This window comes from Herbiconiux sp. A18JL235 (assembly GCF_040939305.1).
Taxonomy (GTDB): Bacteria; Actinomycetota; Actinomycetes; order Actinomycetales; family Microbacteriaceae; genus Herbiconiux.
Genome location: NZ_CP162511.1, coordinates 3,515,569 through 3,542,566 on the forward strand (window position 1 = coordinate 3,515,569; position 26,998 = coordinate 3,542,566).

31 protein-coding genes and 3 rRNA genes are annotated in these 26,998 nt (G+C 64.2%); 1 reads left to right on the forward strand and 33 read right to left on the reverse strand.

Annotated features, from left to right (window positions below):
- The first annotated feature begins 25 nt into the window (after positions 1 to 25).
- Positions 26 to 1,936, forward strand: coding sequence for a transcription antiterminator (locus tag ABFY20_RS16480; protein ID WP_368497307.1), 1,911 nt, complete (start codon positions 26 to 28; stop codon positions 1,934 to 1,936).
- A gap of 46 nt (positions 1,937 to 1,982) precedes the next feature.
- On the opposite strand, the gene denD is transcribed toward ABFY20_RS16480, so the two are convergent.
- The 33 genes from denD to tuf all read right to left on the reverse strand — a co-directional run bounded on the left by denD (position 1,983) and on the right by tuf (position 26,991).
- A complete protein-coding gene (denD, locus tag ABFY20_RS16485; protein ID WP_368497308.1) occupies positions 1,983 to 2,975 on the reverse strand; it encodes a D-erythronate dehydrogenase in 993 nt (330 codons plus the stop codon).
- A gap of 62 nt (positions 2,976 to 3,037) precedes the next feature.
- Complete coding sequence (map, locus tag ABFY20_RS16490) at positions 3,038 to 3,886, reverse strand: type I methionyl aminopeptidase (RefSeq protein WP_368499813.1); 849 nt, start codon at positions 3,884 to 3,886, stop codon at positions 3,038 to 3,040.
- A gap of 37 nt (positions 3,887 to 3,923) precedes the next feature.
- Positions 3,924 to 4,529, reverse strand: a complete 606-nt coding sequence (locus tag ABFY20_RS16495) for an adenylate kinase (protein ID WP_368497309.1) — start codon at positions 4,527 to 4,529, stop codon at positions 3,924 to 3,926.
- Positions 4,526 to 5,848 carry a preprotein translocase subunit SecY gene (secY, locus tag ABFY20_RS16500; protein ID WP_171703630.1) on the reverse strand — a complete coding sequence of 441 codons (1,323 nt, stop codon included), beginning with the start codon at positions 5,846 to 5,848 and terminating at the stop codon, positions 4,526 to 4,528. The genes ABFY20_RS16495 and secY overlap by 4 nt, the downstream gene beginning before the upstream one ends.
- A 132-nt stretch (positions 5,849 to 5,980) precedes the next feature.
- The gene (gene rplO, locus ABFY20_RS16505) at positions 5,981 to 6,664 is read right to left on the reverse strand and encodes a 50S ribosomal protein L15 (protein WP_368497310.1); all 684 of its coding nucleotides are present in this window, start codon (positions 6,662 to 6,664) and stop codon (positions 5,981 to 5,983) included.
- On the reverse strand, positions 6,664 to 6,849 hold the full coding sequence (rpmD, locus tag ABFY20_RS16510) for a 50S ribosomal protein L30 (protein WP_171707109.1): 186 nt from the start codon (positions 6,847 to 6,849) through the stop codon (positions 6,664 to 6,666). The genes rplO and rpmD overlap by 1 nt, the downstream gene beginning before the upstream one ends.
- On the reverse strand, positions 6,849 to 7,490 hold the full coding sequence (gene rpsE / locus ABFY20_RS16515; RefSeq protein WP_305848746.1) for a 30S ribosomal protein S5: 642 nt from the start codon (positions 7,488 to 7,490) through the stop codon (positions 6,849 to 6,851). Before rpsE ends, rpmD begins: the two co-directional genes overlap by 1 nt.
- Positions 7,491 to 7,540: 50 nt before the next feature.
- Complete coding sequence (rplR, locus tag ABFY20_RS16520) at positions 7,541 to 7,912, reverse strand: 50S ribosomal protein L18 (protein ID WP_368497312.1); 372 nt, start codon at positions 7,910 to 7,912, stop codon at positions 7,541 to 7,543.
- Between the two features lie 3 nt (positions 7,913 to 7,915).
- Positions 7,916 to 8,452: a 50S ribosomal protein L6 gene (gene rplF, locus ABFY20_RS16525; RefSeq protein WP_368497313.1), complete on the reverse strand. Its 537-nt coding sequence runs from the start codon at positions 8,450 to 8,452 to the stop codon at positions 7,916 to 7,918.
- Positions 8,453 to 8,458: 6 nt separating this feature from the next.
- Positions 8,459 to 8,857 (reverse strand): 30S ribosomal protein S8, encoded by a 399-nt coding sequence (gene rpsH / locus ABFY20_RS16530; RefSeq protein ID WP_368497314.1) that lies wholly within the window; start codon positions 8,855 to 8,857, stop codon positions 8,459 to 8,461.
- Positions 8,858 to 8,935: 78 nt separating this feature from the next.
- Positions 8,936 to 9,529, reverse strand: coding sequence for a 50S ribosomal protein L5 (rplE, locus tag ABFY20_RS16535; protein ID WP_368497315.1), 594 nt, complete (start codon positions 9,527 to 9,529; stop codon positions 8,936 to 8,938).
- A complete protein-coding gene (gene rplX / locus ABFY20_RS16540) occupies positions 9,529 to 9,888 on the reverse strand; it encodes a 50S ribosomal protein L24 (RefSeq protein WP_171703620.1) in 360 nt (119 codons plus the stop codon). The genes rplE and rplX overlap by 1 nt, the downstream gene beginning before the upstream one ends.
- 2 nt (positions 9,889 to 9,890) lie before the next feature.
- Positions 9,891 to 10,259 carry a 50S ribosomal protein L14 gene (rplN, locus tag ABFY20_RS16545; protein WP_022897968.1) on the reverse strand — a complete coding sequence of 123 codons (369 nt, stop codon included), beginning with the start codon at positions 10,257 to 10,259 and terminating at the stop codon, positions 9,891 to 9,893.
- 1 nt (position 10,260) lies between these two features.
- Positions 10,261 to 10,584: a 30S ribosomal protein S17 gene (gene rpsQ, locus ABFY20_RS16550; protein WP_171703618.1), complete on the reverse strand. Its 324-nt coding sequence runs from the start codon at positions 10,582 to 10,584 to the stop codon at positions 10,261 to 10,263.
- Complete coding sequence (rpmC, locus tag ABFY20_RS16555) at positions 10,584 to 10,901, reverse strand: 50S ribosomal protein L29 (protein ID WP_368497316.1); 318 nt, start codon at positions 10,899 to 10,901, stop codon at positions 10,584 to 10,586. The genes rpsQ and rpmC overlap by 1 nt, the downstream gene beginning before the upstream one ends.
- A complete protein-coding gene (gene rplP / locus ABFY20_RS16560) occupies positions 10,901 to 11,320 on the reverse strand; it encodes a 50S ribosomal protein L16 (RefSeq protein ID WP_171703615.1) in 420 nt (139 codons plus the stop codon). Before rplP ends, rpmC begins: the two co-directional genes overlap by 1 nt.
- Before the next feature lie 2 nt (positions 11,321 to 11,322).
- The gene (gene rpsC, locus ABFY20_RS16565; protein ID WP_171703613.1) at positions 11,323 to 12,087 is read right to left on the reverse strand and encodes a 30S ribosomal protein S3; all 765 of its coding nucleotides are present in this window, start codon (positions 12,085 to 12,087) and stop codon (positions 11,323 to 11,325) included.
- Positions 12,087 to 12,479 carry a 50S ribosomal protein L22 gene (gene rplV, locus ABFY20_RS16570; protein WP_171703611.1) on the reverse strand — a complete coding sequence of 131 codons (393 nt, stop codon included), beginning with the start codon at positions 12,477 to 12,479 and terminating at the stop codon, positions 12,087 to 12,089. Before rplV ends, rpsC begins: the two co-directional genes overlap by 1 nt.
- Positions 12,480 to 12,506: 27 nt before the next feature.
- Positions 12,507 to 12,788 (reverse strand): 30S ribosomal protein S19, encoded by a 282-nt coding sequence (rpsS, locus tag ABFY20_RS16575; protein WP_022897962.1) that lies wholly within the window; start codon positions 12,786 to 12,788, stop codon positions 12,507 to 12,509.
- A gap of 11 nt (positions 12,789 to 12,799) precedes the next feature.
- On the reverse strand, positions 12,800 to 13,639 hold the full coding sequence (gene rplB, locus ABFY20_RS16580) for a 50S ribosomal protein L2 (RefSeq protein WP_171703609.1): 840 nt from the start codon (positions 13,637 to 13,639) through the stop codon (positions 12,800 to 12,802).
- A gap of 25 nt (positions 13,640 to 13,664) precedes the next feature.
- On the reverse strand, positions 13,665 to 13,970 hold the full coding sequence (gene rplW / locus ABFY20_RS16585; RefSeq protein ID WP_171703607.1) for a 50S ribosomal protein L23: 306 nt from the start codon (positions 13,968 to 13,970) through the stop codon (positions 13,665 to 13,667).
- Complete coding sequence (rplD, locus tag ABFY20_RS16590) at positions 13,967 to 14,626, reverse strand: 50S ribosomal protein L4 (protein WP_368497317.1); 660 nt, start codon at positions 14,624 to 14,626, stop codon at positions 13,967 to 13,969. The genes rplW and rplD overlap by 4 nt, the downstream gene beginning before the upstream one ends.
- A gap of 3 nt (positions 14,627 to 14,629) precedes the next feature.
- Positions 14,630 to 15,286: a 50S ribosomal protein L3 gene (rplC, locus tag ABFY20_RS16595; RefSeq protein ID WP_368497318.1), complete on the reverse strand. Its 657-nt coding sequence runs from the start codon at positions 15,284 to 15,286 to the stop codon at positions 14,630 to 14,632.
- A 24-nt stretch (positions 15,287 to 15,310) separates the two neighbouring features.
- Positions 15,311 to 15,619, reverse strand: a complete 309-nt coding sequence (rpsJ, locus tag ABFY20_RS16600; RefSeq protein WP_022895514.1) for a 30S ribosomal protein S10 — start codon at positions 15,617 to 15,619, stop codon at positions 15,311 to 15,313.
- Between the two features lie 275 nt (positions 15,620 to 15,894).
- Positions 15,895 to 16,665, reverse strand: a complete 771-nt coding sequence (locus ABFY20_RS16605) for a fructosamine kinase family protein (RefSeq protein ID WP_368497319.1) — start codon at positions 16,663 to 16,665, stop codon at positions 15,895 to 15,897.
- A gap of 192 nt (positions 16,666 to 16,857) precedes the next feature.
- The gene (locus ABFY20_RS16610; RefSeq protein WP_368497320.1) at positions 16,858 to 17,817 is read right to left on the reverse strand and encodes a DNA topoisomerase IB; all 960 of its coding nucleotides are present in this window, start codon (positions 17,815 to 17,817) and stop codon (positions 16,858 to 16,860) included.
- Between the two features lie 70 nt (positions 17,818 to 17,887).
- A 5S ribosomal RNA gene (rrf, locus tag ABFY20_RS16615) occupies positions 17,888 to 18,004 on the reverse strand.
- A gap of 137 nt (positions 18,005 to 18,141) precedes the next feature.
- Positions 18,142 to 21,257, reverse strand: a 23S ribosomal RNA gene (locus ABFY20_RS16620).
- 430 nt (positions 21,258 to 21,687) lie between these two features.
- A 16S ribosomal RNA gene (locus tag ABFY20_RS16625) occupies positions 21,688 to 23,212 on the reverse strand.
- The 16S, 23S and 5S rRNA genes sit together here, the layout of an rRNA operon.
- 430 nt (positions 23,213 to 23,642) lie before the next feature.
- A complete protein-coding gene (gene tyrS, locus ABFY20_RS16630) occupies positions 23,643 to 24,953 on the reverse strand; it encodes a tyrosine--tRNA ligase (RefSeq protein WP_368497321.1) in 1,311 nt (436 codons plus the stop codon).
- Positions 24,954 to 24,984: 31 nt separating this feature from the next.
- The gene (locus tag ABFY20_RS16635; RefSeq protein ID WP_171703598.1) at positions 24,985 to 25,197 is read right to left on the reverse strand and encodes an Rv0909 family putative TA system antitoxin; all 213 of its coding nucleotides are present in this window, start codon (positions 25,195 to 25,197) and stop codon (positions 24,985 to 24,987) included.
- Between the two features lie 47 nt (positions 25,198 to 25,244).
- Positions 25,245 to 25,724 (reverse strand): hypothetical protein, encoded by a 480-nt coding sequence (locus tag ABFY20_RS16640; protein WP_368497322.1) that lies wholly within the window; start codon positions 25,722 to 25,724, stop codon positions 25,245 to 25,247.
- 73 nt (positions 25,725 to 25,797) lie between these two features.
- A complete protein-coding gene (tuf, locus tag ABFY20_RS16645) occupies positions 25,798 to 26,991 on the reverse strand; it encodes an elongation factor Tu (protein ID WP_171703596.1) in 1,194 nt (397 codons plus the stop codon).
- Positions 26,992 to 26,998: the final 7 nt, after the last annotated feature.

The window sequence follows — 26,998 nt, forward strand, 5'->3', positions numbered from 1 at the left end:
CTTCCGGCGCTTAGGGTGGAGGCAGATGAGCGCGAAGCACGAGAGGCTGCTGGAGTACCTTGCCGAGTCCGACGACTGGGTGACGGCCGGCGAGCTTGCCGACAGACTCGGGGTGACGACCCGGAGCGTGCGCAGTTATGTCACGAGCGTGAAGTCGGCGGCGAAGCCGCTCGAGGTGATCGCCTCCTCCACCAGCGGGTACCGCCTCAACCGCGAGGCCTACGCGAGCTTCGTCACGGAGTCGCGGTCGAGGGATGCTCCGCGGGAGCGGGTGCACCACATCATCAGGCGCCTCGGCGACTCGCCGTCCGGTCTCGACGTCTACGAGCTGGCGGGCGAGCTCTACGTGAGCGAGTCGACGGTCGAGGCCGACCTGCGCAAGGCGCGGCTGCTCGTCGAGGAGGCCGGCCTCACGCTCGGGCGCAAGGGCGCTTCGGTCGTGCTCACGGGCAGCGAGCTGAACCGCCGGCGCCTGCTCAGCCGCATCTTCCGCGACGAGAGCGCGCAGGGGTTCCTCGACCTCGAGACCATCCAGCGCGAGTTCGCGTCGGAGAACCTCGCGGGGTTCAAGTCGGAGCTCATCGCGATGCTCGACGGCAACGGCTACTTCGTGAACGAGTACTCGCTGAACAACGTGCTGCTGCACGTGGCCATCGCCGTCGACAGGGCGTCGAAGAACCGGCACATCGACGCCGTGTCGGTGGCGGAGCCGAGCGAGACCGTACGCGACATCGCCTCTCAGCTCGACGCGCTGGTCACGTCGCACTTCGGCACCTCGCTCAGCCAGCGCGAGCTCGCCTACCTGTCGGTGCTGCTCACCACCCGCGTGCTCACCCCGGGCCACGGTGAGACGACCGAGGCCATCGCCGAGGGATTCCTCGACGCCGACGACCTCGCCGAGATGCGGCGCATCGCCCGCCTCGCGAGCGACGAATACCTTGTCGACCTCGACGACGACGACTTCATCGTGCGGCTGAGCCTGCACGTGCGGAACCTGGTGGCAAGGGCTCAGGAGAACTCGCACTCCCGCAACCCGATGACGCGGTCGATCAAGGGCTCGTACCCCATGATCTACGAGCTCGCCGTGTTCATCGCCAGCCAGGTGCAGCGCCGCCACGGCATCACCGTCAACGACGACGAGATCGCCTACATCGCGCTGCACGTCGGCTCCTACCTCGAGCGGCAGAACCTGCGTGAGGAGCGGGTGAGCTGCGCCATCGTGAGCCCCAACTACTACGACCTGCACCTCTCGCTCAGGGCCAAGCTCGAGGCGGAGCTCGGCGGCGAGCTGCAGGTCGACGTCGTCATCACCCGCACCGACGTCGATTGGGCGGCCCTCTCCTCCGACATCGTCGTCACCACCCTCCCGGTGCCGGCGGCGCGCGACAACGTCGTGGTCATCCAGCCCTTCCTCGGCGCTGCAGACCTCGAGGCCATCCGCCGGGCCATCTCCTCCGTCAGGCGGCACCGCCGACGCATGGAGATCAAAGACGAACTGCTCGAGTACTTCGACGAGCGGCTGTTCTGGCGCAACCTCCAGGCGAGCTCGGAGGCCGACCTCATCCGCACTCTCGGCGAGTCGATGGTGGCGCTCGGCGTCATCGACGAGAGCTACGTGGAGGGCGCCATCGAACGCGAGGCCATGTCGTCGACGGCGTTCACCGACACCATCGCCGTGCCGCACTCGATGGTGATGAGCGCGGCCCGCACGGCGATCGCCCTCGTGGTGAACGAGACCCCCATGCCGTGGGGCGAGAACCGGGTGAACGTCATCGCCCTCATCGCGTTCAGCGAGACCGGCCGCAAGGCCTTCCAGACCGTCTTCGACCAGTTCGTCGAGGTCTTCTCCGACCGCGACGACGTGCAACGCATCGTGCGCCGCGCCACCGACTTCTCCTCCTTCATCGACGAACTCGTCCACGTCATCGACGCCTGACCCGCCTGGGCAGGGCGTGAGCTGTACGGACGAGCGGATGCGCGCGCTACGCGGTCGACCGCGTCCCGTTCTCGTCGAGGTAGGCCCCGACGATGGTGTCGAAGTCGGGGTCGGGGGTGAGGCCGAGGCGGCGGGCGCGGGCGGAGTCGAAGCGGGAGGGCCAGCTGGTGACGATGCGGGCGACCGCCTCGTCGGGCTCCCAGCCCACGAGCGCCGCGGCATCCGGCCCGGCCACCCGCTCGAGTGCTGCCACCATCTCCCCCACGCTCACCGTGAGGGCAGGGAGGGTGAGCGCGGTGTGCGGCCCCCAGTCGGCGTCGGTCGCGGCGGCGGCGAGCAGCAGCCCGTCGACGGTGCGGCCGGGTGAGCTGAGCGCCACCAGCGTCTCGGGGGGCACGGGGCTGTTGCTCGCGACACCCGCGAGCGGCTCGCGCACGATACCCGAGAGGAAGCTCGACGCCGCCGCGTTGGGCGCTCCCGGCCGCACCGCCACCGTCATCAGCCGCACCGTGCGGGCGGGCACGAGGCCGCGACGCGCATAGTCGGCGACGAGCTGCTCACCGATGAACTTCTGGATGCCGTAGCTCGACTGCGGCGTCGGCAGCGTCTCGTCGGTGATGACGGGCGGCAGCGGCAGCGCATCCGTCGATCCGAACACGGCGAGCGAACTGGTGAAGACGAGTCTCGGCGGCGTCGCCTGGGCGCGGCAGGCCTCGAGCAGGTCCATGGTGGCGGCGAGGTTGACGCGCATCCCGAGGTCGAAGTCGCGCTCCGCCTCGCTCGACACCACGGCGGCGAGGTGGAAGACGAGGTCGATGCCCTCGAGCACCCCGGCGGCGAGGGCCTCACCGAGATCTCCCACCACGGCGGTCACCCGGTGGTCGCCAGCGAGGTCGGGGCGTGGCGGCACACGGTCGACGACCGTCAGGCCGGTCAGCGGCGACGTCTCCCCCGCCACGGTCACCTCGCCGCTCGAGAGCAGGGCGCGCGCGAGCCGATCTCCGAGGAAGCCTGCGCCTCCCGTGATGAGTGTCTTCACCGAACAGACCCGCCTTCGCTCGAGAGGGGAGCCGGCTCATCCGGCTCGCGTACGCCTGAGTACTAAGGAATGGGCACCGGGGTGATGCCGAGCGGCAGGAGGCCCGAGGCCCCGCCGTCTTCGGCGGTCAGCACCCAGATGCCGTCTGCGTGCACGGCCACCGAGTGCTCCCAGTGGCTCGCCATGCTGCCGTCGGCCGACGCCACCGTCCACTCGTCGTCGCGCACGAAGGTCTCGGTCGTGCCCGCCGTGATCATCGGCTCGATGGCGACGACGAGACCGGGCTTCACCTCGGGCCCGCGCTGGCGCACCCGGTAGTTGAACACGGGCGGTGCCTCGTGCATGCTGCGACCGATGCCGTGCCCGATGTAGTCGGTGAGGATGCCGTAGGTGGCCCCCGCCTTCGTCGACGGATGCTCCTCCACGTACTCCTCGATCGCCTCGCCGACCTCGTTGAGATGGCGGGCGGTGGCCAGCCGCGCGATGCCGTGCCAGAGCGACTGCTCGGTCACGTCGGAGAGCAGCTGCCGCGCCGCGACCAGCTCGGGCCGCGTCGGGTCGTCGAGCACGATCGTCATGGCGGAGTCGCCGTTCCAGCCGCCCACGTCGGCACCGCTGTCGATCGACACGATGTCGCCGGGCTCGAGCAGACGCCCGTTCGGGATGCCGTGCACGATGTCGTCGTTGACGGATGCGCAGACGGTGTGGGAGTAGCCGGGAACCATCTGGAAGTTCGAGACACCGCCCCGGGCACGGATGGCCTGGTCGGCGATGGCGTCGAGGTCGAGCGTCGAGATGCCGGGACGGATGGCGTCGCGCACGGCGGCGAGCGACGCCGCGGTGGCGAGACCCGGCTCCACCATGAGACGCAGCTCAGCCGGGCTCTTGTAGATCCCCTTGTTGCGCCCGATCACGCGGCCGACCTCGACCTTCCGCAGCGAGCCGTTGTCATCGAGCGGCGAGGGCGGCGATGATGCGGCCGGTGACCTCGTCGATCTCGCCGAGGCCGTCGACCTCGACCACGAGTCCACGCTCGGTGTAGACCTCGATGAGCGGCGCGGTCTGCTCGGCGTAGACGTCGAGCCGCTTGCGGATGACCTCTTCGCTGTCGTCGCTCCGACCCTGCTCGGCGGCGCGGCCCAGCAGGCGGCGCACCACCTCGTCGGTGTCGGCGGTGAGCACGATCACGGCGTCGAGACCTGTGCCGGCCACGCCGAGGATGCCGTCGAGCTCCTCGACCTGCTGCAGCGTTCGCGGGTAGCCGTCGAGCAGGAAGCCGTCGGCGACGTCGGGCTGGGCGAGGCGGTCGCGCACCAGGTCGTTCGTGAGGGAGTCGGGAACGTACTGCCCCGCATCCATGAACTCCTTGGCCTTCACCCCGAGCGGCGTGCCGTTCTTCACGTTCTCCCGGAAGATGTCGCCGGTCGAGATCGCCGCGATGCCGTAGGTGGCCGACAGCCGGGCTGCCTGGGTGCCCTTGCCCGCACCGGGCGGGCCGATGATCAGGAGGCGGAGCGAGCCGTTCGGTTCGGTGGTGCCGGCCTGATCCGTCATCGGAGGAGCCCTTCGTAGTGACGCTGCTGCAGCTGCGAGTCGATCTGCTTCACCGTCTCGAGACCCACACCCACGATGATGAGGATCGACGCGCCACCGAACGGGAAGTTCTGGTTGGCGCCGACCGCCACCAGCGCGATGAGCGGCAGGAGGGCGATGAGACCGAGGTAGAGCGAGCCCGGCAGCGTGATGCGGGTGAGCACGTAGTCGAGGTACTCGGCGGTCGGCCGGCCGGCCCGGATGCCGGGAATGAAGCCGCCGAACTTCTTCATGTTGTCGGCGACCTCTTCTGGGTTGAAGGTGATCGCGACGTAGAAGTAGGTGAAGCCCACGATGAGCAGGAAGTACAGCAGCATGTATAGCGGGTGGTCGCCGCGCACGAGGTAGTTGTTGATCCAGGTGACCCACTCGGCCGGTGCCTGGCCTGCTGCGGGCTGGTTGAACTGGGCGATGAGCGCCGGCAGGTACAGCAGCGACGACGCGAAGATGACGGGCACCACACCGGCCATGTTGACCTTGATGGGGATGTAGGTGTTGTTGCCGCCGTAGGTGCGCCGGCCCACGACGCGCTTGGCGTACTGCACCGGGATGCGGCGCTGCGAGAGCTCCACGAACACCACGCCGAAGATCACCGCGACTCCAACCGCGAGCACCGCGAGGAAGGTCTCGAAGCTCTGGGTCTGGGCGATGAGCCACAGCGACGACGGGAAGGTCGAGGCGATGGAGGTGAAGATGAGCAGCGACATGCCGTTGCCGATGCCGCGCTCGGTGACGAGCTCACCCATCCACATGATGACGCCGGTGCCGGCCGTCATGGTGATGACCATGAGCAGGATGGCGTACCAGGCGTCGTTGGTGATGAGCTGGCCGCACTCGGCGACCGTCGAGGTGCCGAACAGTGCGCCGGAACGGGCGACGGTGATGAGGGTCGTCGACTGCAGCACACCGAGCGCGATGGTGAGGTAGCGGGTGTACTGCGTCAGGCGGCTCTGGCCCGACTGGCCCTCCTTGTAGAGGGTCTCGAAGTGAGGGATGACCACGCGCAGCAGCTGCACGATGATCGAGGCCGTGATGTACGGCATGATGCCCAGCGCGAAGATCGACAGCTGGAGGAGCGCGCCACCCGAGAACAGGTTGACGAGCTCGTAGAGGCCTGAGGTGCCCTGGTTGGCGGCGAGACAGGTCTGCACGTTCCCGAAGTCCACGAAGGGTGCCGGGATGAACGATCCCAGCCGGAACAGCGCGACGATGCCGAGCGTGAAGCCAATCTTCCTGCGGAGGTCCGGGGTCCGGAAGATCCGCGCGACGGCTTTGAACAAAAAGGGCCTCCTGCGTTCGTGTGGCTCAATGCCAAGAAGTCCGGTGACCCGATTCGTGGCCTCGACAGGCTACCTCATTCTCATGACGCATCTGTCGACGCTCGGCGATTCGGGTCACCGGACTGTCAGTACTTACTTGACGGAACCACCAGCGGCGACGATCTTCTCTTCGGCGGAGCCGGAGACCTTGTCGACCGTGACGTTCAGCTTCACGGAGATGTCGCCATCGCCGAGAACCTTGACCTTCTCGTTCTTGCGCACGGCACCCTTGGCGACCAGGTCGCTGATGGTGACGTCGCCGCCGCTCGGGTAGAGCTCGGCGAGCTTGTCCAGGTTCACGACCTGGTACTCGACGCGGAACGGGTTCTTGAAGCCGCGCAGCTTCGGGGTGCGCATGTGCAGCGGCATCTGGCCACCCTCGAAGCCCACCTTGACCTGGTACCGGGCCTTGGTTCCCTTGGTACCGCGACCGGCGGTCTTACCCTTCGAGCCCTCACCACGGCCGACGCGCGTGCGCGCCTTCTTGGCACCGGGGGCGGGACGGAGGTGGTGCACCTTCAGCACGTGCTCGCGCGACTCGGTCGACTCGTCGGCCTTCTCGGCCTTCGGAGCCGCCTTGGCGGTGGCGGCCGTCGAGGCAGCCGGAGCCTTGGTCTCCGCAGCAGCCTTGGCCTTGGCCGGAGCCTTGGCGGGCTTCTCCGCAGCGGCAGCCTTGGCGGGCTTCTCTGCGGCGGGGGCCTTCTCGGCGGCGGCCTTGGGGGCAGCAGCCTTCTTGGGAGCCGCCTTCGCGGTCTCCTTGGCTTCTGATTCAGCCATTAGTCAATCTCCTCGACCTTCACCAGGTGTGCGACGGTGCGCACGTACCCGCGGTTCTGGGCGTTGTCTTCACGCACGACGATGTCGCCGATGCGCTTCAGTCCGAGGCTGCGCAGCGTGTCCCGCTGGTTCTGCTTCTCGCTGATCTTGGACTTGATCTGGGTCACCTTGAGGCGCGCGGCCATCATGCACCTGCCTTCGCTGCGAGCGCGTCGGCCTCGGCACGCACGAGGCGGGCCGGGGCGACGTCTTCGAAGTCGAGGCCACGACGGGCGGCGACGGCGCGGGGCTCTTCGAGCTGCTGCAGCGCCTCCACGGTCGCGTGCACGATGTTGATCGTGTTCGACGAGCCGAGCGACTTCGAGAGGATGTCGTGGATGCCGGCGCACTCGAGAACGGCGCGCACCGGGCCACCGGCGATAACACCGGTACCGGCGGCGGCGGGGCGCAGGAGCACCACACCGGCGGCCGCCTCACCCTGAACCGGGTGGGGGATCGTGTTGCCGACGCGAGGAACGCGGAAGAAGTTCTTCTTCGCTTCCTCGACGCCCTTCGAGATCGCGGTCGGCACCTCGCGGGCCTTGCCGTAGCCGACGCCCACCAGACCGTTGCCGTCGCCGACGACCACGAGAGCGGTGAAGCTGAAGCGACGACCACCCTTCACGACCTTGGAGACACGGTTGATGGTGACGACGCGCTCGAGGAACTGGCTCTTGTCGGCGTCACGGCTGCCGCGGTCACCGCGGTTGGGGTTGCGCTCGCGACCACCACGACGGGCTTCGCGCGGCTCGCTCTGGTTCGACCCCGAGGACGCAGCGGTCTCCACGGGGGTCTCGGTGACTGCTGCCACGTCCTGCTCCTTGTTGTTGTCGGTGCTCACAGGCTCAGACCACCCTCTCGAGCTCCATCGGCCACGGCCGCGACGCGACCGGCGTAGCGGTTTCCGCCGCGGTCGAAGACGACCGCCTCGATGCCGGCCAGCTTCGCGCGCTCGGCGACAAGCTCACCGACCTTCTTGGCCTTGGCGCTCTTGTCGCCGTCGAAGGCGCGCAGGTCGGTCTCGAGGGTCGATGCCGACGCGAGGGTGTGACCCTTGCTGTCGTCGACGACCTGCACGAAGACGTGACGTGCCGAGCGGGTGACCACGAGGCGCGGACGCGCAGCGGTTCCTTCGACCTTCTTGCGGAGTCGGGCGTGCCGGCGGTCGCGGGCTGCGGACTTCGACTTTCCTCTGATTCCAGTAGCCATGGCTTACTTACCACTCTTTCCGGCCTTGCGGCGAACGACCTCGCCGGCGTACCGCACACCCTTGCCCTTGTAGGGCTCGGGCTTGCGCAGCTTGCGAATGTTGGCGGCCACCTCACCGACAGCCTGCTTGTCGATGCCGTTGACCGTGAGCTTGTTGTTGCCCTCGACGGTGAAGGTGATGCCCGCGGGCGGTTCCACCGAGACGGGGTGCGAGAACCCGAGTGCGAACTCCACTCCGGTGCCCTTGGCGGCGACGCGGTAACCCGTGCCGACGACCTCGAGGCTCTTGGAGTAGCCGTCGGTCACGCCGACGATCTGGTTCGCGATGAGGGTGCGGGTGAGGCCGTGGAGCGACCGCGAGGTGCGCTCGTCATCCGGGCGGGTGACGAGAACCTGGTTCTCCTCGACCGAAGCCGTGATGGGGCTGGCGATGGTGAGCGAGAGCTCGCCCTTCGGGCCCTTGACTGCGACATCCTGGCCGTCGATCGTGACGGTGACGCCGGCGGGGATGTCGATGGGGAGACGTCCGATACGTGACATTGTCAGTTACCACACATAGGCGAGGACTTCTCCGCCTACGCCCTTCTTGCTCGCCTGACGGTCTGTCAAGAGACCTGAGGAGGTGGACAGGATGGCGACGCCGAGGCCACCGAGCACGGTGGGGATCTCGGTCGACTTCGCGTAGACGCGGAGACCGGGCTTCGACACGCGCTTGATGCCCGCGATCGAACGCTCACGGTTCGGGCCGAACTTGAGGTTCAGCGTGAGGGTCTGGCCGACCTTGGCGTCGGTGACCTCCCAGCCGGAGATGTAGCCCTCGGTCTTGAGGATCTCGGCGATGTGCGACTTGAGCTTCGAGTGCGGCATCGACACGGAGTCGTGGTGCGCCGAGTTCGCGTTGCGCAGACGGGTCAGCATGTCTGCGACCGGATCTGTCATTGTCATGATGTAGTGCCTTTCGCGCCTGGTTTCGGTCACGCTTTACGAGCGAGCCGACCTGTGGTCGTCGTGGGTGGGGTGGTGCTAGTTGGTGGTGCTGTCGTTCGACTTGAAGGGGAACCCGAGCGCCTTGAGCAGCGCGCGACCCTCGTCGTCGTTCTTCGCGGTGGTGACGACGGTGATGTCGAATCCACGCACGCGGTCGATCTTGTCCTGGTCGATCTCGTGGAACATCGACTGCTCGGTCAGACCGAAGGTGTAGTTGCCGCGGCCGTCGAACTGCTGGTCGGAGAGACCACGGAAGTCGCGGATGCGGGGAAGGGCCAGCGAGAGCAGGCGGTCGAGGAACTCCCAGGCACGGTCACCGCGGAGGGTGACGTGAGCGCCGATGGGCTGGCCCTCGCGCAGCTTGAACTGGGCGATCGACTTGCGGGCCTTGGTGACCTGCGGCTTCTGGCCGGTGATCGCGGTGAGGTCCTTGACCGCACCGTCGATGACCTTGCCGTCGCGGGCGGCCTCGCCGACACCGGTGTTCACCACGATCTTCACGAGGCCGGGCACCTGGTGCACGTTCGTGAAGGAGAACTCCTTGGTGAGCGAGTCGACGATCTCGTTCTTGTACTTCTGCTTCAGGCGCGGCTGGATTTTGCCAGCGGGCGCGGCAGTCTCGGTGCTCATCAGAGGTCTTTTCCTGACTTCTTCGCGTAACGAACGCGGACCGTCTTGGTGACGCCGTCCTTCGTGACTTCTTCGTTGCGGTGGCCGACGCGGGTCGGCTTCTTGGTCTCGGGGTCGACCAGGGCGACGTTCGACACGTGGATCGGCGCCTCCATGGTCTCGATGCCGCCGGTCTTGGTGCCGCGCTGGGTCTGGCCGACGCGAACGTGCTTGGTGACGAAGTTCACGCCTTCGACGACCACGCGGTTCTTCTCGACGAGCACCTCGATGACGCGACCCTGCTTGCCGCGGTCTCCGCCGCGGGCCTGGCTCGGGCCCGAGATGACCTGAACCAGGTCACCCTTCTTGATCTTTGCCATGACTAGATAACCTCCGGTGCCAGCGAGATGATCTTCATGAACTTCTTGTCACGGAGCTCACGACCGACCGGGCCGAAGATACGGGTACCACGGGGGTCGCCGTCGTTCTTCAGGATCACTGCGGCGTTCTCGTCGAACTTGATGTACGAACCGTCGGGACGACGGGTCTGCTTGACGGTGCGGACGATGACGGCCTTGACCACGTCGCCCTTCTTGACGTTTCCGCCGGGGATGGCGTCCTTCACGGTCGCGACGATGACGTCGCCGAGTCCCGCGTAGCGACGGCCGGATCCACCGAGCACACGAATCGTCAGGAGCTCCTTGGCGCCGGTGTTGTCGGCCACCTTCACTCGTGATTCTTGCTGCAGCATGTTACTTCGCCTTCTCCAGGATCTCGACCAGGCGCCAGCGCTTGGTCGCGCTCAGCGGGCGGGTCTCGTTGATGACCACGAGGTCGCCGATGCCGGCGCTGTTGGTCTCGTCGTGCGCCTTCACCTTGGAGGTGCGGCGGATGACCTTGCCGTACAGCGGGTGCTTCACGCGGTCTTCGACCTCGACGACGATGGTCTTGTCCATCTTGTCGCTCACCACGTAGCCGCGGCGCGCCTTGCGGTAGCCGCGGGCGCTCTCGTCCTTGACGTCGTGGGCAGCCGACTCGTGTCCGGCTTCCGCGACCTTCTCTTCGGTCTTAGCCATTACTTGGTGGCCTCCTCGGTCTCGGCGGGAGCCTCGGGCTCAGCTGCCTTCTTGGACTTCTTGGTCGCCTTGGCCGGAGCCTCGACGGGGGCGGGGGTGGCACGGATGCCGAGCTCCCGCTCGCGGATGACCGTGTAGATGCGAGCGATGTCGCGCTTCACGGCACGGAGACGGCCGTGGCTCTCGAGCTGGCCGGTCGCCGACTGGAAGCGCAGGTTGAACAGCTCTTCCTTGGCCTTGCGAAGCTCCTCGATGAGACGGGAGTCTTCAAAGGTGTCGAGCTCCGCCGGGGCGAGCTCCTTGGATCCGATCGCCATTACGCGTCGCCCTCCTCGCGCTTGATGATGCGTGCCTTGAGCGGCAGCTTGTGGATTGCACGGGTGAGTGCCTCGCGGGCGATGGTCTCGTTGACCCCGCTCAGCTCGAAGAGCACGCGGCCCGGCTTGACGTTGGCGACCCACCACTCGGGAGAACCCTTACCGGAACCCATGCGGGTCTCGGCAGGCTTCTTCGTGAGCGGACGGTCGGGGTAGATGTTGATCCACACCTTTCCACCACGCTTGATGTGACGGGTCATCGCGATACGAGCGGACTCGATCTGACGGTTGGTCACATAGGCGGGGGTGAGGGCCTGGATACCGAACTCACCGAAGTTCACCTTCGTGCCACCGGTGGCCTGGCCACTGCGACCCGGGTGGTGCTGCTTACGGTGCTTGACTCGACGGGGGATAAGCATGATTACGCCTCAACTCCTGCTGCGACCGGTGCGTCCGCCTTGGGGGCGGAGTTACGGCGCGGACGGTCGCGGTCGCCGCGCTCGGGGCGCGAGGACTTCTGGTTGGCCTGCTCGCGAGCGAGCTCCTTGTTGGTGATGTCGCCCTTGTAGATCCAGACCTTCACACCGATGCGGCCGAACGTCGTCTTGGCCTCGTAGAAGCCGTAGTCGATGTTGGCGCGGAGGGTGTGCAGCGGCACGCGGCCCTCGCGGTAGAACTCGGAGCGGCTCATCTCGGCGCCGCCGAGACGGCCCGACACCTGGATGCGGACACCCTTGGCGCCGGCGCGCTGAGCGCCCTGCAGACCCTTGCGCATCGCGCGGCGGAAGGCCACACGGGCGGTGAGCTGCTCGGCGATGCCCTGGGCCACGAGCTGGGCCTCGGCCTCGGGGTTCTTCACCTCGAGGATGTTCAGTTGGATCTGCTTGCCGGTGAGCTTCTCGAGGTCGGCGCGGATGCGCTCGGCCTCGGCGCCGCGGCGGCCGATGACGATGCCCGGGCGGGCGGTGTGGATGTCCACACGCACGCGGTCGCGGGTGCGCTCGATCTCGATCTTCGCCACGCCGGCGCGGTCGAGCGAGGTCTTCAGCAGGTTGCGGATCTTCACGTCCTCAGCCACGTAGTCGGCGTAACGCTGACCCTTCTTCGTGCTGTCGGAGAACCAGCGCGACACGTGGTCGGTGGTGATCCCGAGACGGAAGCCGTACGGATTGACTTTCTGGCCCATTACTTGCTCGCCTTCTTGCTCGCTGCGGCGACATCGGCTTCGTCAGGCGTGGCCAGGACGATCGTGATGTGGCTGGTGCGCTTGTTGATGCGGAACGCGCGTCCCTGAGCACGGGGCTGGAAGCGCTTGAGCGTGGTGCCCTCGTCGACGAAAGCCTTCGCGACGAAGAGGTCCTGCTCGTCCAGGTAGCTGTTCGTGGCATCCGCCTTGACCCGGGCGTTCGCGATCGCCGAGGCGACCAGCTTGTACACGGGCTCCGAAGCGCCCTGCGGGGCGAACTTCAGGATGGCCAGCGCCTCGACGGCCTGACGGCCGCGGATCAGGTTGACGACACGACGGGCCTTCTGGGGGGTGACGCGGATGTGACGCACGCGTGCGATCGACTCCACCATTCTTCTTCCTCCTTCACGTCGCCGCGCTTAGCGGCGACGGCCCTTCTTGTCGTCCTTCACGTGTCCACGGAAGGTGCGGGTCGGGGCGAACTCGCCCAGCTTGTGACCCACCATGGTCTCGGTGATGAACACCGGGATGTGCTTGCGGCCGTCGTGCACCGCGATCGTGTGGCCCAGGAAGGCCGGGATGATCATGGAACGACGCGACCAGGTCTTGATGACGTTCTTCGAACCGGCCTCGTTCTGCGTGACGACCTTGCGGTACAGGTGGTCGTCGACGAAGGGGCCCTTTTTGAGACTGCGTGGCATTTTCTAGACTCCTACTTACGCTTCTTGCCGACGGTCCGACGACGCACGATGAGCTTGTCGCTTTCCTTGTTGGGGTGACGGGTACGGCCCTCGGCCTGACCCCACGGGCTGACCGGGTGACGACCACCGGAGGTCTTGCCCTCACCACCACCGTGCGGGTGGTCGACCGGGTTCATCGCCACACCGCGGACGGTCGGGCGGATGCCCTTCCAGCGGTTGCGGCCGGCCTTGCCCCAGTTGATGTTCGACTGCTCGGCGTTGCCGACCTCGCCGATCGTGGCGCGGCAGCGGGCGTCGACGTTGCGGATCTCGCCCGACGGCAGTCGGAGCTGCGCGTAGGGGCCGTCCTTCGCGACGAGACGAACCGAGGTGCCTGCGGAGCGGGCCATCTTGGCGCCACCGCCCGGCTTCAGCTCGATCGCGTGGATCACGGTACCGGTCGGGATGTTGCGCAGCGGCAGGTTGTTGCCGGGCTTGATGTCGGCGCCGGCGCCCGACTCCACGATGTCGCCCTGGGCGAGCTTGTTCGGGGCCAGGATGTACCGCTTGGTGCCGTCCACGAAGTGGAGCAGCGCGATGCGCGCGGTGCGGTTGGGGTCGTACTCGATGTGCGCGACCTTGGCGTTCACGCCGTCCTTGTCGTTACGACGGAAGTCGATGACGCGGTACTGGCGCTTGTGTCCACCACCGATGTGACGAGTGGTGATGCGGCCCTGGTTGTTGCGGCCACCGGTCTTGGAGAGCGGACGGAGCAGCGACTTCTCGGGGGTCGAGCGGGTGATCTCGGCGAAGTCCGAGACGGACGAACCACGACGACCGGGGGTCGTCGGCTTGTACTTGCGAATAGCCATGTGTCTTTTCCTCTAGCTTCCGTGCCTAGCCGACGGCCGTGAAGATGTCGATGGAGCCCGACTTGAGCGTGACGATCGCGCGCTTGGTGTCCTTGCGCTTGCCCTGGCCGAAGCGGGTGCGACGGGTCTTGCCCTGACGGTTCAGGGTGTTGATCGAGGCGACCTCCACCTTGAAGATCTTCTCGATGGCGAGCTTGATCTCGGTCTTGTTCGAGCGGGGGTCGACCACGAAGGTGTACTTGCCCTGGTCGATCAGGCCGTAGCTCTTCTCGGAGACGACCGGAGCGAGGATGATGTCGCGCGGGTCCTTGTTGAAGGCGGCGTTGCTCATGCGGAAACCTCTTCCTTCTTGGCCTTCGCGGCGACGAGCGCGTCGAACGATGCCTTGGTGAAGACGATGTCGTCGGAGACGAGGACGTCGTAGGCGTTCAGCTGGTCTGCGGGCAGCACGTGAACGGTCGGGATGTTGCGGACGCTCTTCGAGCTCACGAGGTCGTCGCGCTCGATGACGACGAGGACGTGCTTCGACGACGCGACGGTGGCGAGGAACTCGCTGGTCGCCTTGGTCGAGGGCGCGTCGCCGAGGGCGAGCGAGTCGACGACGTGGAGGCGGCCGCCACGAGCGCGGTCGGAGAGAGCGCCGAGCAGTGCCGCGGCGATCATCTTCTTGGGGGTGCGCTGTGCGTAGCTGCGGGGCACCGGTCCGTGGACGATGCCACCACCGGTCATCTGGGGAGCGCGGATGGAGCCCTGGCGAGCGCGACCGGTTCCCTTCTGCTTGAACGGCTTGCGGCCGGCACCGGAGACCTCACCACGACGCTTGGTCTTGTGGGTTCCCTGACGTGCCGCGGCGAGCTGGGCCACGACGACCTGGTGGATGAGCGGGATGTTGGTCTGCACGTCGAAGATCTCGGCGGGCAGCTCGACGGTTCCGGACTTCTTGCCGGCGACGTCGAGGACATCGAGCGTGTTAGTAGCGGTAGCCATCGACTACGCCCCCTTCACTGCGTTGCGAACGAAAACGAGGCGGCCCTTGGCACCGGGTACGGCGCCCTTGACGAGCAGCAGGCCCTTCTCGGCGTCGACCGAGTGGATGACCAGGTTGAGCACGGTGACGCGCTCGCCACCCATGCGGCCGGCCATGCGCATGCCCTTGAAGACGCGGCTGGGCGTCGAGGAGGCACCGATGGAACCGGGCTTGCGGTGGTTGCGGTGAGCACCGTGCGACGCGGAGACACCCTTGAAGTTGTGGCGCTTCATCACACCGGCGAAGCCCTTGCCCTTGGACGTTCCGACGACGTCGACCTTCTGGCCGGCCTCGAACACGCCTTCGGCGGTGAGCTCCTGGCCGATGGTGTAGTCGGCGGCATCCGCGGTGCGGATCTCGGTGATGTGACGGCGCGGGGTCACGCCTGCGGCGTCGAAGTGACCGGTCGCGGGCTTGTTGACCTTGCGCGGGTCGATCTGGCCGGCGGCGATCTGAACAGCGGAGTAGCCATCCTTCTCCGGGGTGCGGATCTGGGTGACGACGTTCGGGGAGACCTCGACGACGGTGACGGGGATGAGGCGGTTGTTCTCGTCCCACACCTGGGTCATGCCGAGCTTCTTGCCGAGCAGGCCCTTGGAAGTCTTAGCGGTGGTAGCCATTGCTTAGTCCTGGTCCTTCCGCGCTCAGAGCTTGATCTCGATGTTGACGTCGGCCGGGAGGTCGAGACGCATCAGGGAGTCGACGGCCTTGGGCGTCGGGTCGATGATGTCGATGAGGCGCTTGTGGGTGCGCATCTCGAAGTGCTCGCGGCTGTCCTTGTACTTGTGGGGCGAACGGATGACGGCCACCACGTTCTTCTCCGTCGGAAGCGGCACGGGGCCGACGACGGTTGCTCCTGCGCGCGTGACCGTGTCGACGATCTTGCGTGCCGAGGTGTCGATGACCTCGTGGTCATACGACTTAAGTCGGATGCGGATCTTCTGTCCCGCCATGTGTGACTCTCTCTCATTCATGCGTCGTACAGCCTCGACTGCATTGGACGCCCGCTGTTCTGCTATCAAGCACCGCGCACAGAGTTCTCCCGAAGGAGAAGGTGATTGCGATTAAGCTCTGTTCTGCTGCCTGCGGCCTAACCATCCAGGAGCGGGGCTCCGTGGGCTATGCACTGCCAAGACAGTGATCCGGGCGCGCACAGAGCGGCCCAAAATGTTGAACTAGACGAGTTTGCCACATTCCCGAGGTACTTGCAACCCGGGCGTGTCGCGCGTCAGTGCGCGGATCCCGCACCGAGACGGAGCACGGCGGATGCAGCCCGCTCGAGCTCGTCGCCGTACGACGCGCCGTGGCCCACCGCGTGCACGGCGAGTGGGAACAGCTGGTGCAACGGCACCCGCGCGTGCCATCCGGGGTCGAGCGGCCAGGCCTTGTCGTACCCCGCGAGGATCTCCTCGAGGAAGGGCGCGCCGAACAGCACGAGCATGGCGAGGTCGGTCTCCCGGTGCCCCCCGTGGGCTGCCGGGTCGATCATCACGACCCCGGTCAGCGTCCACATCACGTTCCCCGACCACAGGTCGCCGTGCACGCGTGCCGGCGGCTCGTCGTCGTCGAAGATGCCCGAGCGGATGAGATCGCAGGCACGCTGCACGGTGCGGAACCCGTCGGCGCTCAGATTGCCGCGCGCGACAGCCTGCTCGGCGTACGGCAGCACTCTCTCGAGCACATAGAAGTCGCTCCACGACTCGTGCTCGCGCAGCGACATCTCGCGCCGACCGATGAACCCCACGCCGGGGCCGCCCGGCGGGCCTGCCCCGAAAGCGCCCGCGCCGGCACGGTGCGTCGTGGCGAGCATCTCCCCGAAGCGACGAGCCTGCTCCCTGGCCGGGCGCGCCGTGGTCAGCTCCTCGAGCACGATCTCGGTGTCACCGACGCTCTCGACCCTCACGCAGCGGGCACCGCCGGCGTCGGCGAGCCAGGCGAGTCCTGCCGCCTCGGCCGCGAAGAAGCCCTCCGGAGCTGCGGGATACGACTTGGTGAACACGTCTCCACGCTATGCCCGCGACGTTTCGGCAGCATGTCGGAAAAGGAACGTTCTTACGGGAGAACCCGGAGCCCAGTCGTCAAAATCCGCTGGTCGCTCACGGCCTAGCTCTGTTCGCAGCGTCTGGCGGCGAGCCTCCCGTAAGAACGATTGGCCCCTATTCTGCTCTTTTCCGCCGAGAACACAAGGGCATCACTCGAACAGCATCGCCCGGAGTTCGGTCTCCGGCCTCGCCGGGTCGATCGTCTCCCCCGCAGCGTAATGGTCGATCACGCGCGGGTCGACGTAGCTGGCCTTCGCGATGGCAGGCGTGTTGCCGAGCACCGCCGCAGCGTCCCTGATCGCCTGCGCGACCGCGCGACTCCTCGCCGTCTTGGTGTTCGTGGGGCCCGTGCGAGCGAGGCTCACCGCTGCGGCAACCGTACCGTGGAGGGTGCGGAAGTCCTTCGCCGTGAACTCGCCCCCGGTACGCTCCTTCACGTACTCGTTGATCTCTTCGGCCGCGACCGGGCGCCACCGGGCGCCATCTTTCCAGGCCAGCAGACGCGACTGTCCACCTCGGCGCTTCAGGCTCCGCACCAGCGAGGTGAGGTCGGCATCGACGATCTCCGAGTCCCACTCCTGACCGCTCTTCGCCGGGAACGACAGGTGCACCCGGTCGCCGCTCGTCGTGGCGTGGGAGCACAGCAGCGTGGTGAGACCATGACTGCCGTGCGCCTGTGCGTACCGCTCGCTGCCCACCCTCAGGGAGCCGGTGTCGAGCATCCGGAACCCGGCCGCGAGAACGCGCTCGCGTAGGTAGCCGTCCTTCCGCAGGTCGATCGTCACCTGGCGACGAGCTGCAGGCAACGACTCGGCCAGGGACAGGGCACGGTCGTACTTGATGCGGTCCTTCTGCTCCCGCCACGTGGGGTGGTAAATGTACTGCCGTCGGCCGGCGCCATCGATGCCCGTCGCCTGGATGTGCCCGTTCGCGTACGGGGCGATCCATACATCCGTCCAGGCCGGGGGGATCGCGAGATGGTCGATGCGGGCACGCAGCTCCGGGTCGGTCACGGTGGTCCCGTCCGCGTCGCGGTAGGTGAATCCACGACCGGACTTCAGACGACGGATGCCGATGCCGGCGGCATCGGAACGGCGGAGGCGGGGCATTCCTCCAGCAAACCCCTGCGGTGGTTAAACGAAAAGAGGCCAGCCCGAAGGCTGGCCTCTTTCGAAAGAAGTCCGGCGGTGTCCTACTCTCCCACAAGGTCCCCCTTGCAGTACCATCGGCGCTGAGAGTCTTAGCTTCCGGGTTCGGAATGGGACCGGGCGTTTCCCTCTCGCTATGGCCGCCGAAACACTATTGATGTATAGGTTTCAACAGTCCAACACGTGGTGTTGGTGTTGGGTTCTCGACCGTACATCGAGAACCACTCAGTAGACGCGAGCATCAGGCCCCACATGCCAGCCTTACAACATGCATGTGAGTAGTGATTTATCAAGTTATCGGCTTATTAGTACAGGTCAGCTCCACGAGTCTTTCGTCCTCGCTTCCACATCCTGCCTATCAACCCAGTAGTCTAGCTGGGAGCCTCTCACCCGAAGGTATGGAAATCTCATCTCAAGGCCGGCTTCCCGCTTAGATGCTTTCAGCGGTTATCCATCCCGAACGTAGCTAATCAGCGGTGCTCCTGGCGGAACAACTGACACACCAGAGGTTCGTCCAACCCGGTCCTCTCGTACTAGGGTCAGATCCTTTCAAATTTCCTACGCGCGCAGCGGATAGGGACCGAACTGTCTCACGACGTTCTAAACCCAGCTCGCGTACCGCTTTAATGGGCGAACAGCCCAACCCTTGGGACCTACTCCAGCCCCAGGATGCGACGAGCCGACATCGAGGTGCCAAACCATGCCGTCGATATGGACTCTTGGGCAAGATCAGCCTGTTATCCCCGAGGTACCTTTTATCCGTTGAGCGACAGCGCTTCCACAAGCCACTGCCGGATCACTAGTCCCGACTTTCGTCCCTGCTCGACTTGTCAGTCTCACAGTCAAGCTCCCTTGTGCACTTACACTCGCCATCTGATTGCCAACCAGATTGAGGGAACCTTTGGGCGCCTCCGTTACTCTTTAGGAGGCAACCGCCCCAGTTAAACTACCCACCAGGCACTGTCCCAGGACCCGATCAGGGTCCGTAGTTAGATATCCAGAGTGACCAGAGTGGTATTTCAACAATGACTCCACCCGAACTAGCGTCCGAGCTTCACCGTCTCCCACCTATCCTACACAAGCCACACCGAACACCAATACCAAGCTGTAGTAAAGGTCACGGGGTCTTTCCGTCCTGCTGCGCGTAACGAGCATCTTTACTCGTAGTGCAATTTCGCCGAGTTCGCGGTTGAGACAGCTGGGAAGTCGTTACGCCATTCGTGCAGGTCGGAACTTACCCGACAAGGAATTTCGCTACCTTAGGATGGTTATAGTTACCACCGCCGTTTACTGGGGCTTAAATTCTCAGCTTCGCCTTGCGGCTAACCGTTCCTCTTAACCTTCCAGCACCGGGCAGGCGTCAGTCCGTATACATCGTCTTGCGACTTGGCACGGACCTGTGTTTTTAGTAAACAGTCGCTTCCCACTGGTCTCTGCGGCCTTCAACGCTCCAGGAGTGAATCCCTTCACGCGTCCGGCCCCCCTTCTCCCGAAGTTACGGGGGCATTTTGCCGAGTTCCTTAACCACGATTCTCTCGATCTCCTTGGTATTCTCTACCTGACCACCTGAGTCGGTTTGGGGTACGGGTGACTAAAACCTCGCGTCGATGCTTTTCTTGGCAGCATAGGATCACTGATTTCGTCCGTGAGGACTACCCATCGAGTCTCAGCCTGTATGAGAGACGGATTTGCCTATCTCTCGGCCTACATTCTTAGACCGGGACAACCATCGCCCGGCTCAGCTACCTTCCTGCGTCACACCTGTTAATACGCTAACCGCACCAGACGGGTTCGAGCGTTAGACCGGACTGCTTCACCCCGAAGGGATCCATCTGTCCGGGTTAGGACTCTTAGCACTACTGGATTGGCTTGGGCGGTTTTTCGTCAGTACGGGAATATCAACCCGTTGTCCATCGACTACGCCTGTCGGCCTCGCCTTAGGTCCCGACTTACCCAGGGCGGATTAACCTGGCCCTGGAACCCTTGGTCTTTCGGAGGACGGGTTTCTCACCCGTCTTTCGCTACTCATGCCTGCATTCTCACTCGTGTGGCCTCCACGGCTGGTTTCCACCGCCGCTTCACTGCCCACACGACGCTCTCCTACCCATCCACACGACTGGACCACGAAGGCCTGTCACTAGTGCGAATGCCACGAATTCGGTGGCGTGCTTGAGCCCCGTTACATTGTCGGCGCGGAATCACTTGACCAGTGAGCTATTACGCACTCTTTCAAGGGTGGCTGCTTCTAAGCCAACCTCCTGGTTGTCTGTGCAACTCCACATCCTTTCCCACTTAGCACGCGCTTAGGGACCTTATTCGGTGGTCTGGGTTGTTTCCCTCTCGACGATGAAGCTTATCCCCCACCGTCTCACTGCTGCGCTCTCACTTACCGGCATTCGGAGTTTGGCTAACGTCAGTAACCTTTTGGGGCCCATCGGCTATCCAGTAGCTCTACCTCCGGCAAGAAACACGCAACGCTGCACCTAAATGCATTTCGGAGAGAACCAGCTATCACGAAGTTTGATTGGCCTTTCACCCCTATCCACAGCTCATCCCCTCCATTTTCAACTGAAGTGGGTTCGGTCCTCCACGACGTCTTACCGTCGCTTCAACCTGGCCATGGATAGATCACTTCGCTTCGGGTCTAGAACCAGCGACTCATTCGCCCTCTTAAGACTCGCTTTCGCTACGGCTACCCCACACGGGTTAACCTCGCCACTGATCACTAACTCGCAGGCTCATTCTTCAAAAGGCACGCTGTCACACCAACAAGGGTGCTCCAACGGTTTGTAAGCAAACGGTTTCAGGTACTATTTCACTCCCCTCCCGGGGTACTTTTCACCTTTCCCTCACGGTACTTGTCCGCTATCGGTCATCTGGGAGTATTTAGGCTTATCAGGTGGTCCTGACAGATTCACACGGGATTTCTCGGGCCCCGTGCTACTTGGGATACTCTTCACGCCATTGCACCATTTCGGCTACGGGGTTGGCACCCTCTATGACCGGCCTTTCAATGCCGTTCGCCTATAATGCGCTGTAACGTTCGCTGTACGGCAGTAACAGCAGAAAAGTCCCACAACCCCGACCATGCAACGCCTGCCGGCTCTCACACATGATCGGTTTAGCCTCTTCCGGTTTCGCTCGCCACTACTCACGGAATCACTGTTGTTTTCTCTTCCTGTGGGTACTGAGATGTTTCACTTCCCCACGTTCCCTCTACCCGCCCTATATATTCAGGCGGGAGTCACCGGGTCACCCAAAGGGCCCGGCGGGGTTTCCCCATTCGGAAATCCTCGGATCACAGCTCTATTATCAGCTCCCCGAGGCTTATCGCAGATTTATACGTCCTTCTTCGGCTCCAGATGCCAAGGCATCCACCGTTTGCTCTTAGAAACTTGAAATCACATGAGTTGAATCGATCGGCCCACCATAAAGATGAGCAGATTGACCAATGATCTACCAGCACTCAAAGAGTGCTGTCGATCTTTGTGATCCAGACATAAATGCCTGAATCTAAGATGCTCGCGTCCACTGTGTAGTTCTCAAAGTACGGGCGGTACCCTCCCCCGCAACCCCGAAAAGGGGAAACAAGGAAAGGGTCCAGAGGTTCAGCCCACCCGACCCGAAGATCGAATGTTCCGGTCCCTCAGGACCCAACAGCGTGCATGCACAACCATCCCGACTCTCATCCGTTCCAGACTCCGAAGAGCCGTACTGAAACAATCACCGTTCCTGCTGCACCAATGTCAATGTTCCACCCATGAGCTCCATCAGAGGACATTCGCCTCTGCATGGCTCTGGACAACCACAAGGGCTGCCAGTGCTCCTTAGAAAGGAGGTGATCCAGCCGCACCTTCCGGTACGGCTACCTTGTTACGACTTAGTCCTAATCACCGATCCCACCTTCGACGGCTCCCTCCACAAGGGTTAGGCCACCGGCTTCGGGTGTTACCGACTTTCATGACTTGACGGGCGGTGTGTACAAGGCCCGGGAACGTATTCACCGTGACGTTGCTGATTCACGATTACTAGCGACTCCGACTTCATGAGGTCGAGTTGCAGACCTCAATCCGAACTGAGACCGGCTTTTTGGGATTCGCTCCACCTTACGGTATCGCAGCCCTTTGTACCGGCCATTGTAGCATGCGTGAAGCCCAAGACATAAGGGGCATGATGATTTGACGTCATCCCCACCTTCCTCCGAGTTGACCCCGGCAGTCTCCTATGAGTTCCCACCATCACGTGCTGGCAACATAGAACGAGGGTTGCGCTCGTTGCGGGACTTAACCCAACATCTCACGACACGAGCTGACGACAACCATGCACCACCTGTTCACGAGTGTCCAAAGAGTTGACCATTTCTGGCCCGTTCTCGTGTATGTCAAGCCTTGGTAAGGTTCTTCGCGTTGCATCGAATTAATCCGCATGCTCCGCCGCTTGTGCGGGCCCCCGTCAATTCCTTTGAGTTTTAGCCTTGCGGCCGTACTCCCCAGGCGGGGAACTTAATGCGTTAGCTGCGACACGGAGACCGTGGAATGGCCCCCACATCTAGTTCCCAACGTTTACGGCGTGGACTACCAGGGTATCTAATCCTGTTCGCTCCCCACGCTTTCGCTCCTCAGCGTCAGTTACGGCCCAGAGATCTGCCTTCGCCATCGGTGTTCCTCCTGATATCTGCGCATTCCACCGCTACACCAGGAATTCCAATCTCCCCTACCGCACTCTAGTCTGCCCGTACCCACTGCAGGCTGGAGGTTGAGCCTCCAGTTTTCACAGCAGACGCGACAAACCGCCTACGAGCTCTTTACGCCCAATAATTCCGGACAACGCTTGCACCCTACGTATTACCGCGGCTGCTGGCACGTAGTTAGCCGGTGCTTTTTCTGCAGGTACCGTCACTTTCGCTTCTTCCCTACTAAAAGAGGTTTACAACCCGAAGGCCGTCATCCCTCACGCGGCGTTGCTGCATCAGGCTTGCGCCCATTGTGCAATATTCCCCACTGCTGCCTCCCGTAGGAGTCTGGGCCGTGTCTCAGTCCCAGTGTGGCCGGTCACCCTCTCAGGCCGGCTACCCGTCGTCGCCTTGGTGAGCCATTACCTCACCAACAAGCTGATAGGCCGCGAGTCCATCCTTGACCAAAAAATCTTTCCAACCACTAACCATGCGGTTGCGGTTCGTATCCAGTATTAGACGTCGTTTCCAACGCTTATCCCAGAGTCAAGGGCAGGTTACTCACGTGTTACTCACCCGTTCGCCACTGATCCACAAGAGCAAGCTCCTGCTTCACCGTTCGACTTGCATGTGTTAAGCACGCCGCCAGCGTTCGTCCTGAGCCAGGATCAAACTCTCCGTAAATGATTACGCGCAACACGACCAACCGGAATAGGTTGAAACCATGCTGCAAGTTCGAAACTGACAGAACAAATCATTACTGACTTGCTTTGTTGTTCAAAATGTTTTCCAAAGGAATCCGTAGCCAACCAAAAAGGCCAGCCAACGGGTATTTGGCATTTGACATTGTGCACGCTGTTGAGTTCTCAAGGATCGGACGCACCGAAACCAAGCCGTCAGGCCGCCGTTCCGGGCAACTTCTCCACCCTAGCACCAGAGCTCCGAAAGTCAAAACAAGTTGACCGGATCTTTGGCCTTGCAAGGGGGCTTGTCTCCAACTTGAGGCCGGCAAGCTCTTCCGCTTTTCCGCACCTGTGGGGTGACGAGGGATTACATTACGCGGAGGTTTCCGACCCCCGCAAATCACGCTGCATCCCGGGCGTGTCGGCGGACCCTACTCCTCGATTCGCACGCCGGCCAGGGTCTTCTTGCCGCGCCGGAGCACAGCGAATCCCCCTGCCAACGCCGCCCCCGTGAAGTCTGCGGCCTCGTCGGAGATCTTTTCGTTGTTGAGGTAGACGCCGCCCTGGGCGATCGCCCTCCTGGCCTCGCTCGCAGAGGCGACGAGGCCAGTGGCGACGAGCGCTTCGACGACGGTGCCGCCGGAGGCGACGGCGGTGGTCGGCAGCTCACCGACGGCGGCCCCCAGAGTGGCCGCATCCAGTTCCGCCAGATCACCCTGACCGAACAGCGCGCCGGCCGCCGCGATCGCGGCATTCGTCGCGGAGACACCGTGCACCAGCGAGGTGACCTCGAAGGCCAGGGTGCGCTGCGCCTCCCGGCGGAACGGCGCCTCGGCGACCGCGGTCTCGAGCCGTTCGATCTCGGCGCGGTCGAGGAAGGTGAAGATCTTCAGGCGCGCTATGACGTCGGCGTCGTCGGTGTTGAGCCAGAACTGGTAGAACGCGTAGGGACTCGTGAGCTCGGCGTCGAGCCAGATGGCGTTACCCTCGCTCTTGCCGAACTTGGTTCCGTCGGAATTGGTGATGAGCGGGGTACCGATGGCGTGCACGCTCGCCTGTTCGGCCCGATGGATGAGGTCGGTACCGCTGGTGAGGTTGCCCCACTGGTCGCTCCCCCCGGTCTGCAGCACGCAGCCGTAGCTGCGGTACAGCTCGAGGAAGTCCATGCCCTGAAGGATCTGGTAGCTGAACTCGGTGTAGCTGATGCCCGCCTCCGAGTTCAGCCGGGCCGACACCGCATCCTTCTTCAGCATCGTGCCGACTCGGAAGTGCTTGCCGATCTCGCGGAGGAAGTCGATCGCCGAGAGCGGCGCCGTCCAATCGAGATTGTTCACCATGCGCGCGGCGTTGTCGCCCTCGAAGCTGAGGAACCGCTCGATCTGGGCACGCAGATTGCCCACCCACTCGGCGACCGTCTCCCTGGTGTTGAGAGTGCGCTCAGCGGTCGGGCGCGGGTCTCCGATGAGCCCGGTGGAACCACCGACGAGACCGAGCGGCTTGTGGCCGGCGAGCTGAAGCCGGCGCATGACGAGGATCTGCACGAGGTTGCCGAGGTGCAGGCTCGCAGCGGTCGGGTCGAAGCCGCAGTAGAACGTGATCGGCGGGCCGGCGAGAACCTCTTTGAGTGCGGCCGCATCGGTCGACACGTGCACGAGACCCCGATAGTTCAGTTCGTCCCAGATGTCGGCGAACGACGTGTCGTTCTGCTGAGGACGAGGAACCGTGAGCGGGGTATCTGACACGGGACTTGAGCCTACCAGCGGCGAACAGCCTCTACTCGTTGCCGACGGCGCCGTCGGCCTTGGCCCTCGCCTGATCGATCTTGTCGTCGTGCTTGCCGCCGGTGACCTTCTTCGCGGCGTTCGCCACGCCGTCGAGGAGCTTGTCGCTGACCTCCTCGGCCTGCTCGCTCTTCAGGGCCTGCTTGACCTTCTCTTCCTCGAGAAACGCCTTGGCCTTACGGGTGATGTCGTCGAATCCAGCCATGACCTCACCCAACACCCGGATTCACTGTTCGGCAACCGCAGGCCGTGTCAGCCGGATCGTACCCACGCACCCCAGTCCATGTCGGGGTAGGCAGTGATCCGCTCCTGCCAGAGTCTGCAGAAGACCCGCGAACGTTCAGCCCAAGCCGAGTCGCCCGCCTGCTGTGCGCACTGCATCGCGTACGCCGCTGCCTCGACAGCTCGCTCCGGCTCGTTCTCTCGAAGCGACACCGCGGCGACCGACCGAAACGCCGCGGCAGCTTCTGCGTACAGGTGGTGCTCCCGTGCGAATCGTGCTGCGGCTTCGATTCTGCGGGCCCCCGGAGGCATGGAGCGGTCGGACTCCGCCTCGCCCTGTGCGACTGCAGCGGCAATCATGACTCGGGCGACCTCCAGATCAGCATCACTCTCCCACTCGGCCCGTGCGCGGAGCCCGACAGCGTTGAGCGCTTGTCTCCCATCGGGACTGCCGGAGCGATGGAGAACAAGAGCGATGGCGAGTTCGTGATGCAACACCGATGCTGACATTTCATCATCATACGGCGGCCGGGCAACGCAGAAGGGCCGCGCCCGGAGGCGCGGCCCTTCTGGTGGAGCGGTGTTACTTGATGATCTTCGTGACGGTACCGGCACCCACGGTGCGGCCACCTTCACGGATGGCGAAGCCGAGGCCCTCCTCCATCGCGATCGGCTGGATCAGCGCGACCGTGATGTCGGTGGTGTCGCCGGGCATGACCATCTCGGTGCCCTCGGGCAGCGTGATGACGCCGGTGACGTCGGTGGTACGGAAGTAGAACTGCGGGCGGTAGTTCGTGTAGAAGGGGTTGTGGCGGCCACCCTCGTCCTTCGACAGGATGTACGCGGTGCCCTCGAAGTCGGTGTGCGGCGTGACCGAACCCGGCTTCACGACGACCTGACCGCGCTCCACGTCCTCACGCTTGGTGCCACGGAGGAGCAGACCACAGTTCTCGCCCGCCCATGCCTCGTCGAGCTGCTTGTGGAACATCTCGATACCGGTGACGGTGGTCTTTTGCGTCGGGCGGATGCCGACGATCTCGACCTCCGAGTTGATCTGCAGCGTGCCACGCTCGGCGCGGCCGGTGACGACGGTTCCACGACCGGTGATCGTGAAGACGTCCTCGATCGGCATGAGGAACGGCTTGTCCTTATCGCGCACCGGGTCGGGGATCGACTCGTCGACGGCGTCCATCAGCTCGACGATCGACTGCACCCACTTCTCGTCGCCCTCGAGAGCCTTGAGGCCCGAGACGCGCACGACGGGGGCGTCGTCGCCATCGAAGTTCTGGCTCGAGAGGAGCTCGCGCACCTCGAGCTCGACGAGCTCGAGGATCTCCTCGTCGTCGACCATGTCGGACTTGTTGAGCGCGACCAGGAGGTACGGCACGCCGACCTGCTTCGCGAGCAGCACGTGCTCACGGGTCTGAGCCATCGGGCCGTCGGTGGCGGCGACCACGAGGATCGCGCCGTCCATCTGGGCAGCACCGGTGATCATGTTCTTGATGTAGTCGGCGTGACCCGGGGCGTCGACGTGAGCGTAGTGACGCTTCGGGGTCTCGTACTCGACGTGCGAGATGTTGATCGTGATGCCGCGCTGGCGCTCTTCGGGAGCGGAGTCGATCGACGCGAAGTCGCGCTGCACGTTGGTCGCCGACGGGTACTTGTCTGCAAGAACCTTCGAGATGGCCGCGGTGAGAGTGGTCTTACCGTGGTCGACGTGACCGATGGTTCCGATGTTGACGTGCGGCTTGGTCCGCTCGAACTTGGCCTTAGCCACTAGGTCC

What these genes read in the sequence shown, in the direction of transcription:
- ABFY20_RS16480 (WP_368497307.1), top strand. Translation starts at nt 26, where the DNA reads ATGAGCGCGAAGCACGAGAGGCTGCTGGAGTACCTTGCCGAGTCCGAC.
- ABFY20_RS16495 (WP_368497309.1), bottom strand. Translation starts at nt 4,529, where the DNA reads ATGACGGATCAGGCCGGCACCACCGAACCGAACGGCTCGCTCCGCCTC.
- rplO (WP_368497310.1), bottom strand. Translation starts at nt 6,664, where the DNA reads ATGGCTGAATCAGAAGCCAAGGAGACCGCGAAGGCGGCTCCCAAGAAG.
- rpmD (WP_171707109.1), bottom strand. Translation starts at nt 6,849, where the DNA reads ATGGCCGCGCGCCTCAAGGTGACCCAGATCAAGTCCAAGATCAGCGAG.
- rplR (WP_368497312.1), bottom strand. Translation starts at nt 7,912, where the DNA reads ATGGCTACTGGAATCAGAGGAAAGTCGAAGTCCGCAGCCCGCGACCGC.
- rplF (WP_368497313.1), bottom strand. Translation starts at nt 8,452, where the DNA reads ATGTCACGTATCGGACGTCTCCCCATCGACATCCCCGCCGGCGTCACC.
- rpsH (WP_368497314.1), bottom strand. Translation starts at nt 8,857, where the DNA reads ATGACAATGACAGATCCGGTCGCAGACATGCTGACCCGTCTGCGCAAC.
- rplE (WP_368497315.1), bottom strand. Translation starts at nt 9,529, where the DNA reads ATGAGCACCGAGACTGCCGCGCCCGCTGGCAAAATCCAGCCGCGCCTG.
- rplX (WP_171703620.1), bottom strand. Translation starts at nt 9,888, where the DNA reads ATGGCAAAGATCAAGAAGGGTGACCTGGTTCAGGTCATCTCGGGCCCG.
- rplN (WP_022897968.1), bottom strand. Translation starts at nt 10,259, where the DNA reads ATGCTGCAGCAAGAATCACGAGTGAAGGTGGCCGACAACACCGGCGCC.
- rpsQ (WP_171703618.1), bottom strand. Translation starts at nt 10,584, where the DNA reads ATGGCTAAGACCGAAGAGAAGGTCGCGGAAGCCGGACACGAGTCGGCT.
- rpmC (WP_368497316.1), bottom strand. Translation starts at nt 10,901, where the DNA reads ATGGCGATCGGATCCAAGGAGCTCGCCCCGGCGGAGCTCGACACCTTT.
- rplP (WP_171703615.1), bottom strand. Translation starts at nt 11,320, where the DNA reads ATGCTTATCCCCCGTCGAGTCAAGCACCGTAAGCAGCACCACCCGGGT.
- rpsC (WP_171703613.1), bottom strand. Translation starts at nt 12,087, where the DNA reads ATGGGCCAGAAAGTCAATCCGTACGGCTTCCGTCTCGGGATCACCACC.
- rplV (WP_171703611.1), bottom strand. Translation starts at nt 12,479, where the DNA reads ATGGTGGAGTCGATCGCACGCGTGCGTCACATCCGCGTCACCCCCCAG.
- rpsS (WP_022897962.1), bottom strand. Translation starts at nt 12,788, where the DNA reads ATGCCACGCAGTCTCAAAAAGGGCCCCTTCGTCGACGACCACCTGTAC.
- rplB (WP_171703609.1), bottom strand. Translation starts at nt 13,639, where the DNA reads ATGGCTATTCGCAAGTACAAGCCGACGACCCCCGGTCGTCGTGGTTCG.
- rplW (WP_171703607.1), bottom strand. Translation starts at nt 13,970, where the DNA reads ATGAGCAACGCCGCCTTCAACAAGGACCCGCGCGACATCATCCTCGCT.
- rplD (WP_368497317.1), bottom strand. Translation starts at nt 14,626, where the DNA reads ATGGCTACCGCTACTAACACGCTCGATGTCCTCGACGTCGCCGGCAAG.
- rplC (WP_368497318.1), bottom strand. Translation starts at nt 15,286, where the DNA reads ATGGCTACCACCGCTAAGACTTCCAAGGGCCTGCTCGGCAAGAAGCTC.
- rpsJ (WP_022895514.1), bottom strand. Translation starts at nt 15,619, where the DNA reads ATGGCGGGACAGAAGATCCGCATCCGACTTAAGTCGTATGACCACGAG.
- ABFY20_RS16610 (WP_368497320.1), bottom strand. Translation starts at nt 17,817, where the DNA reads ATGCCCCGCCTCCGCCGTTCCGATGCCGCCGGCATCGGCATCCGTCGT.
- ABFY20_RS16635 (WP_171703598.1), bottom strand. Translation starts at nt 25,197, where the DNA reads ATGGCTGGATTCGACGACATCACCCGTAAGGCCAAGGCGTTTCTCGAG.
- ABFY20_RS16640 (WP_368497322.1), bottom strand. Translation starts at nt 25,724, where the DNA reads ATGTCAGCATCGGTGTTGCATCACGAACTCGCCATCGCTCTTGTTCTC.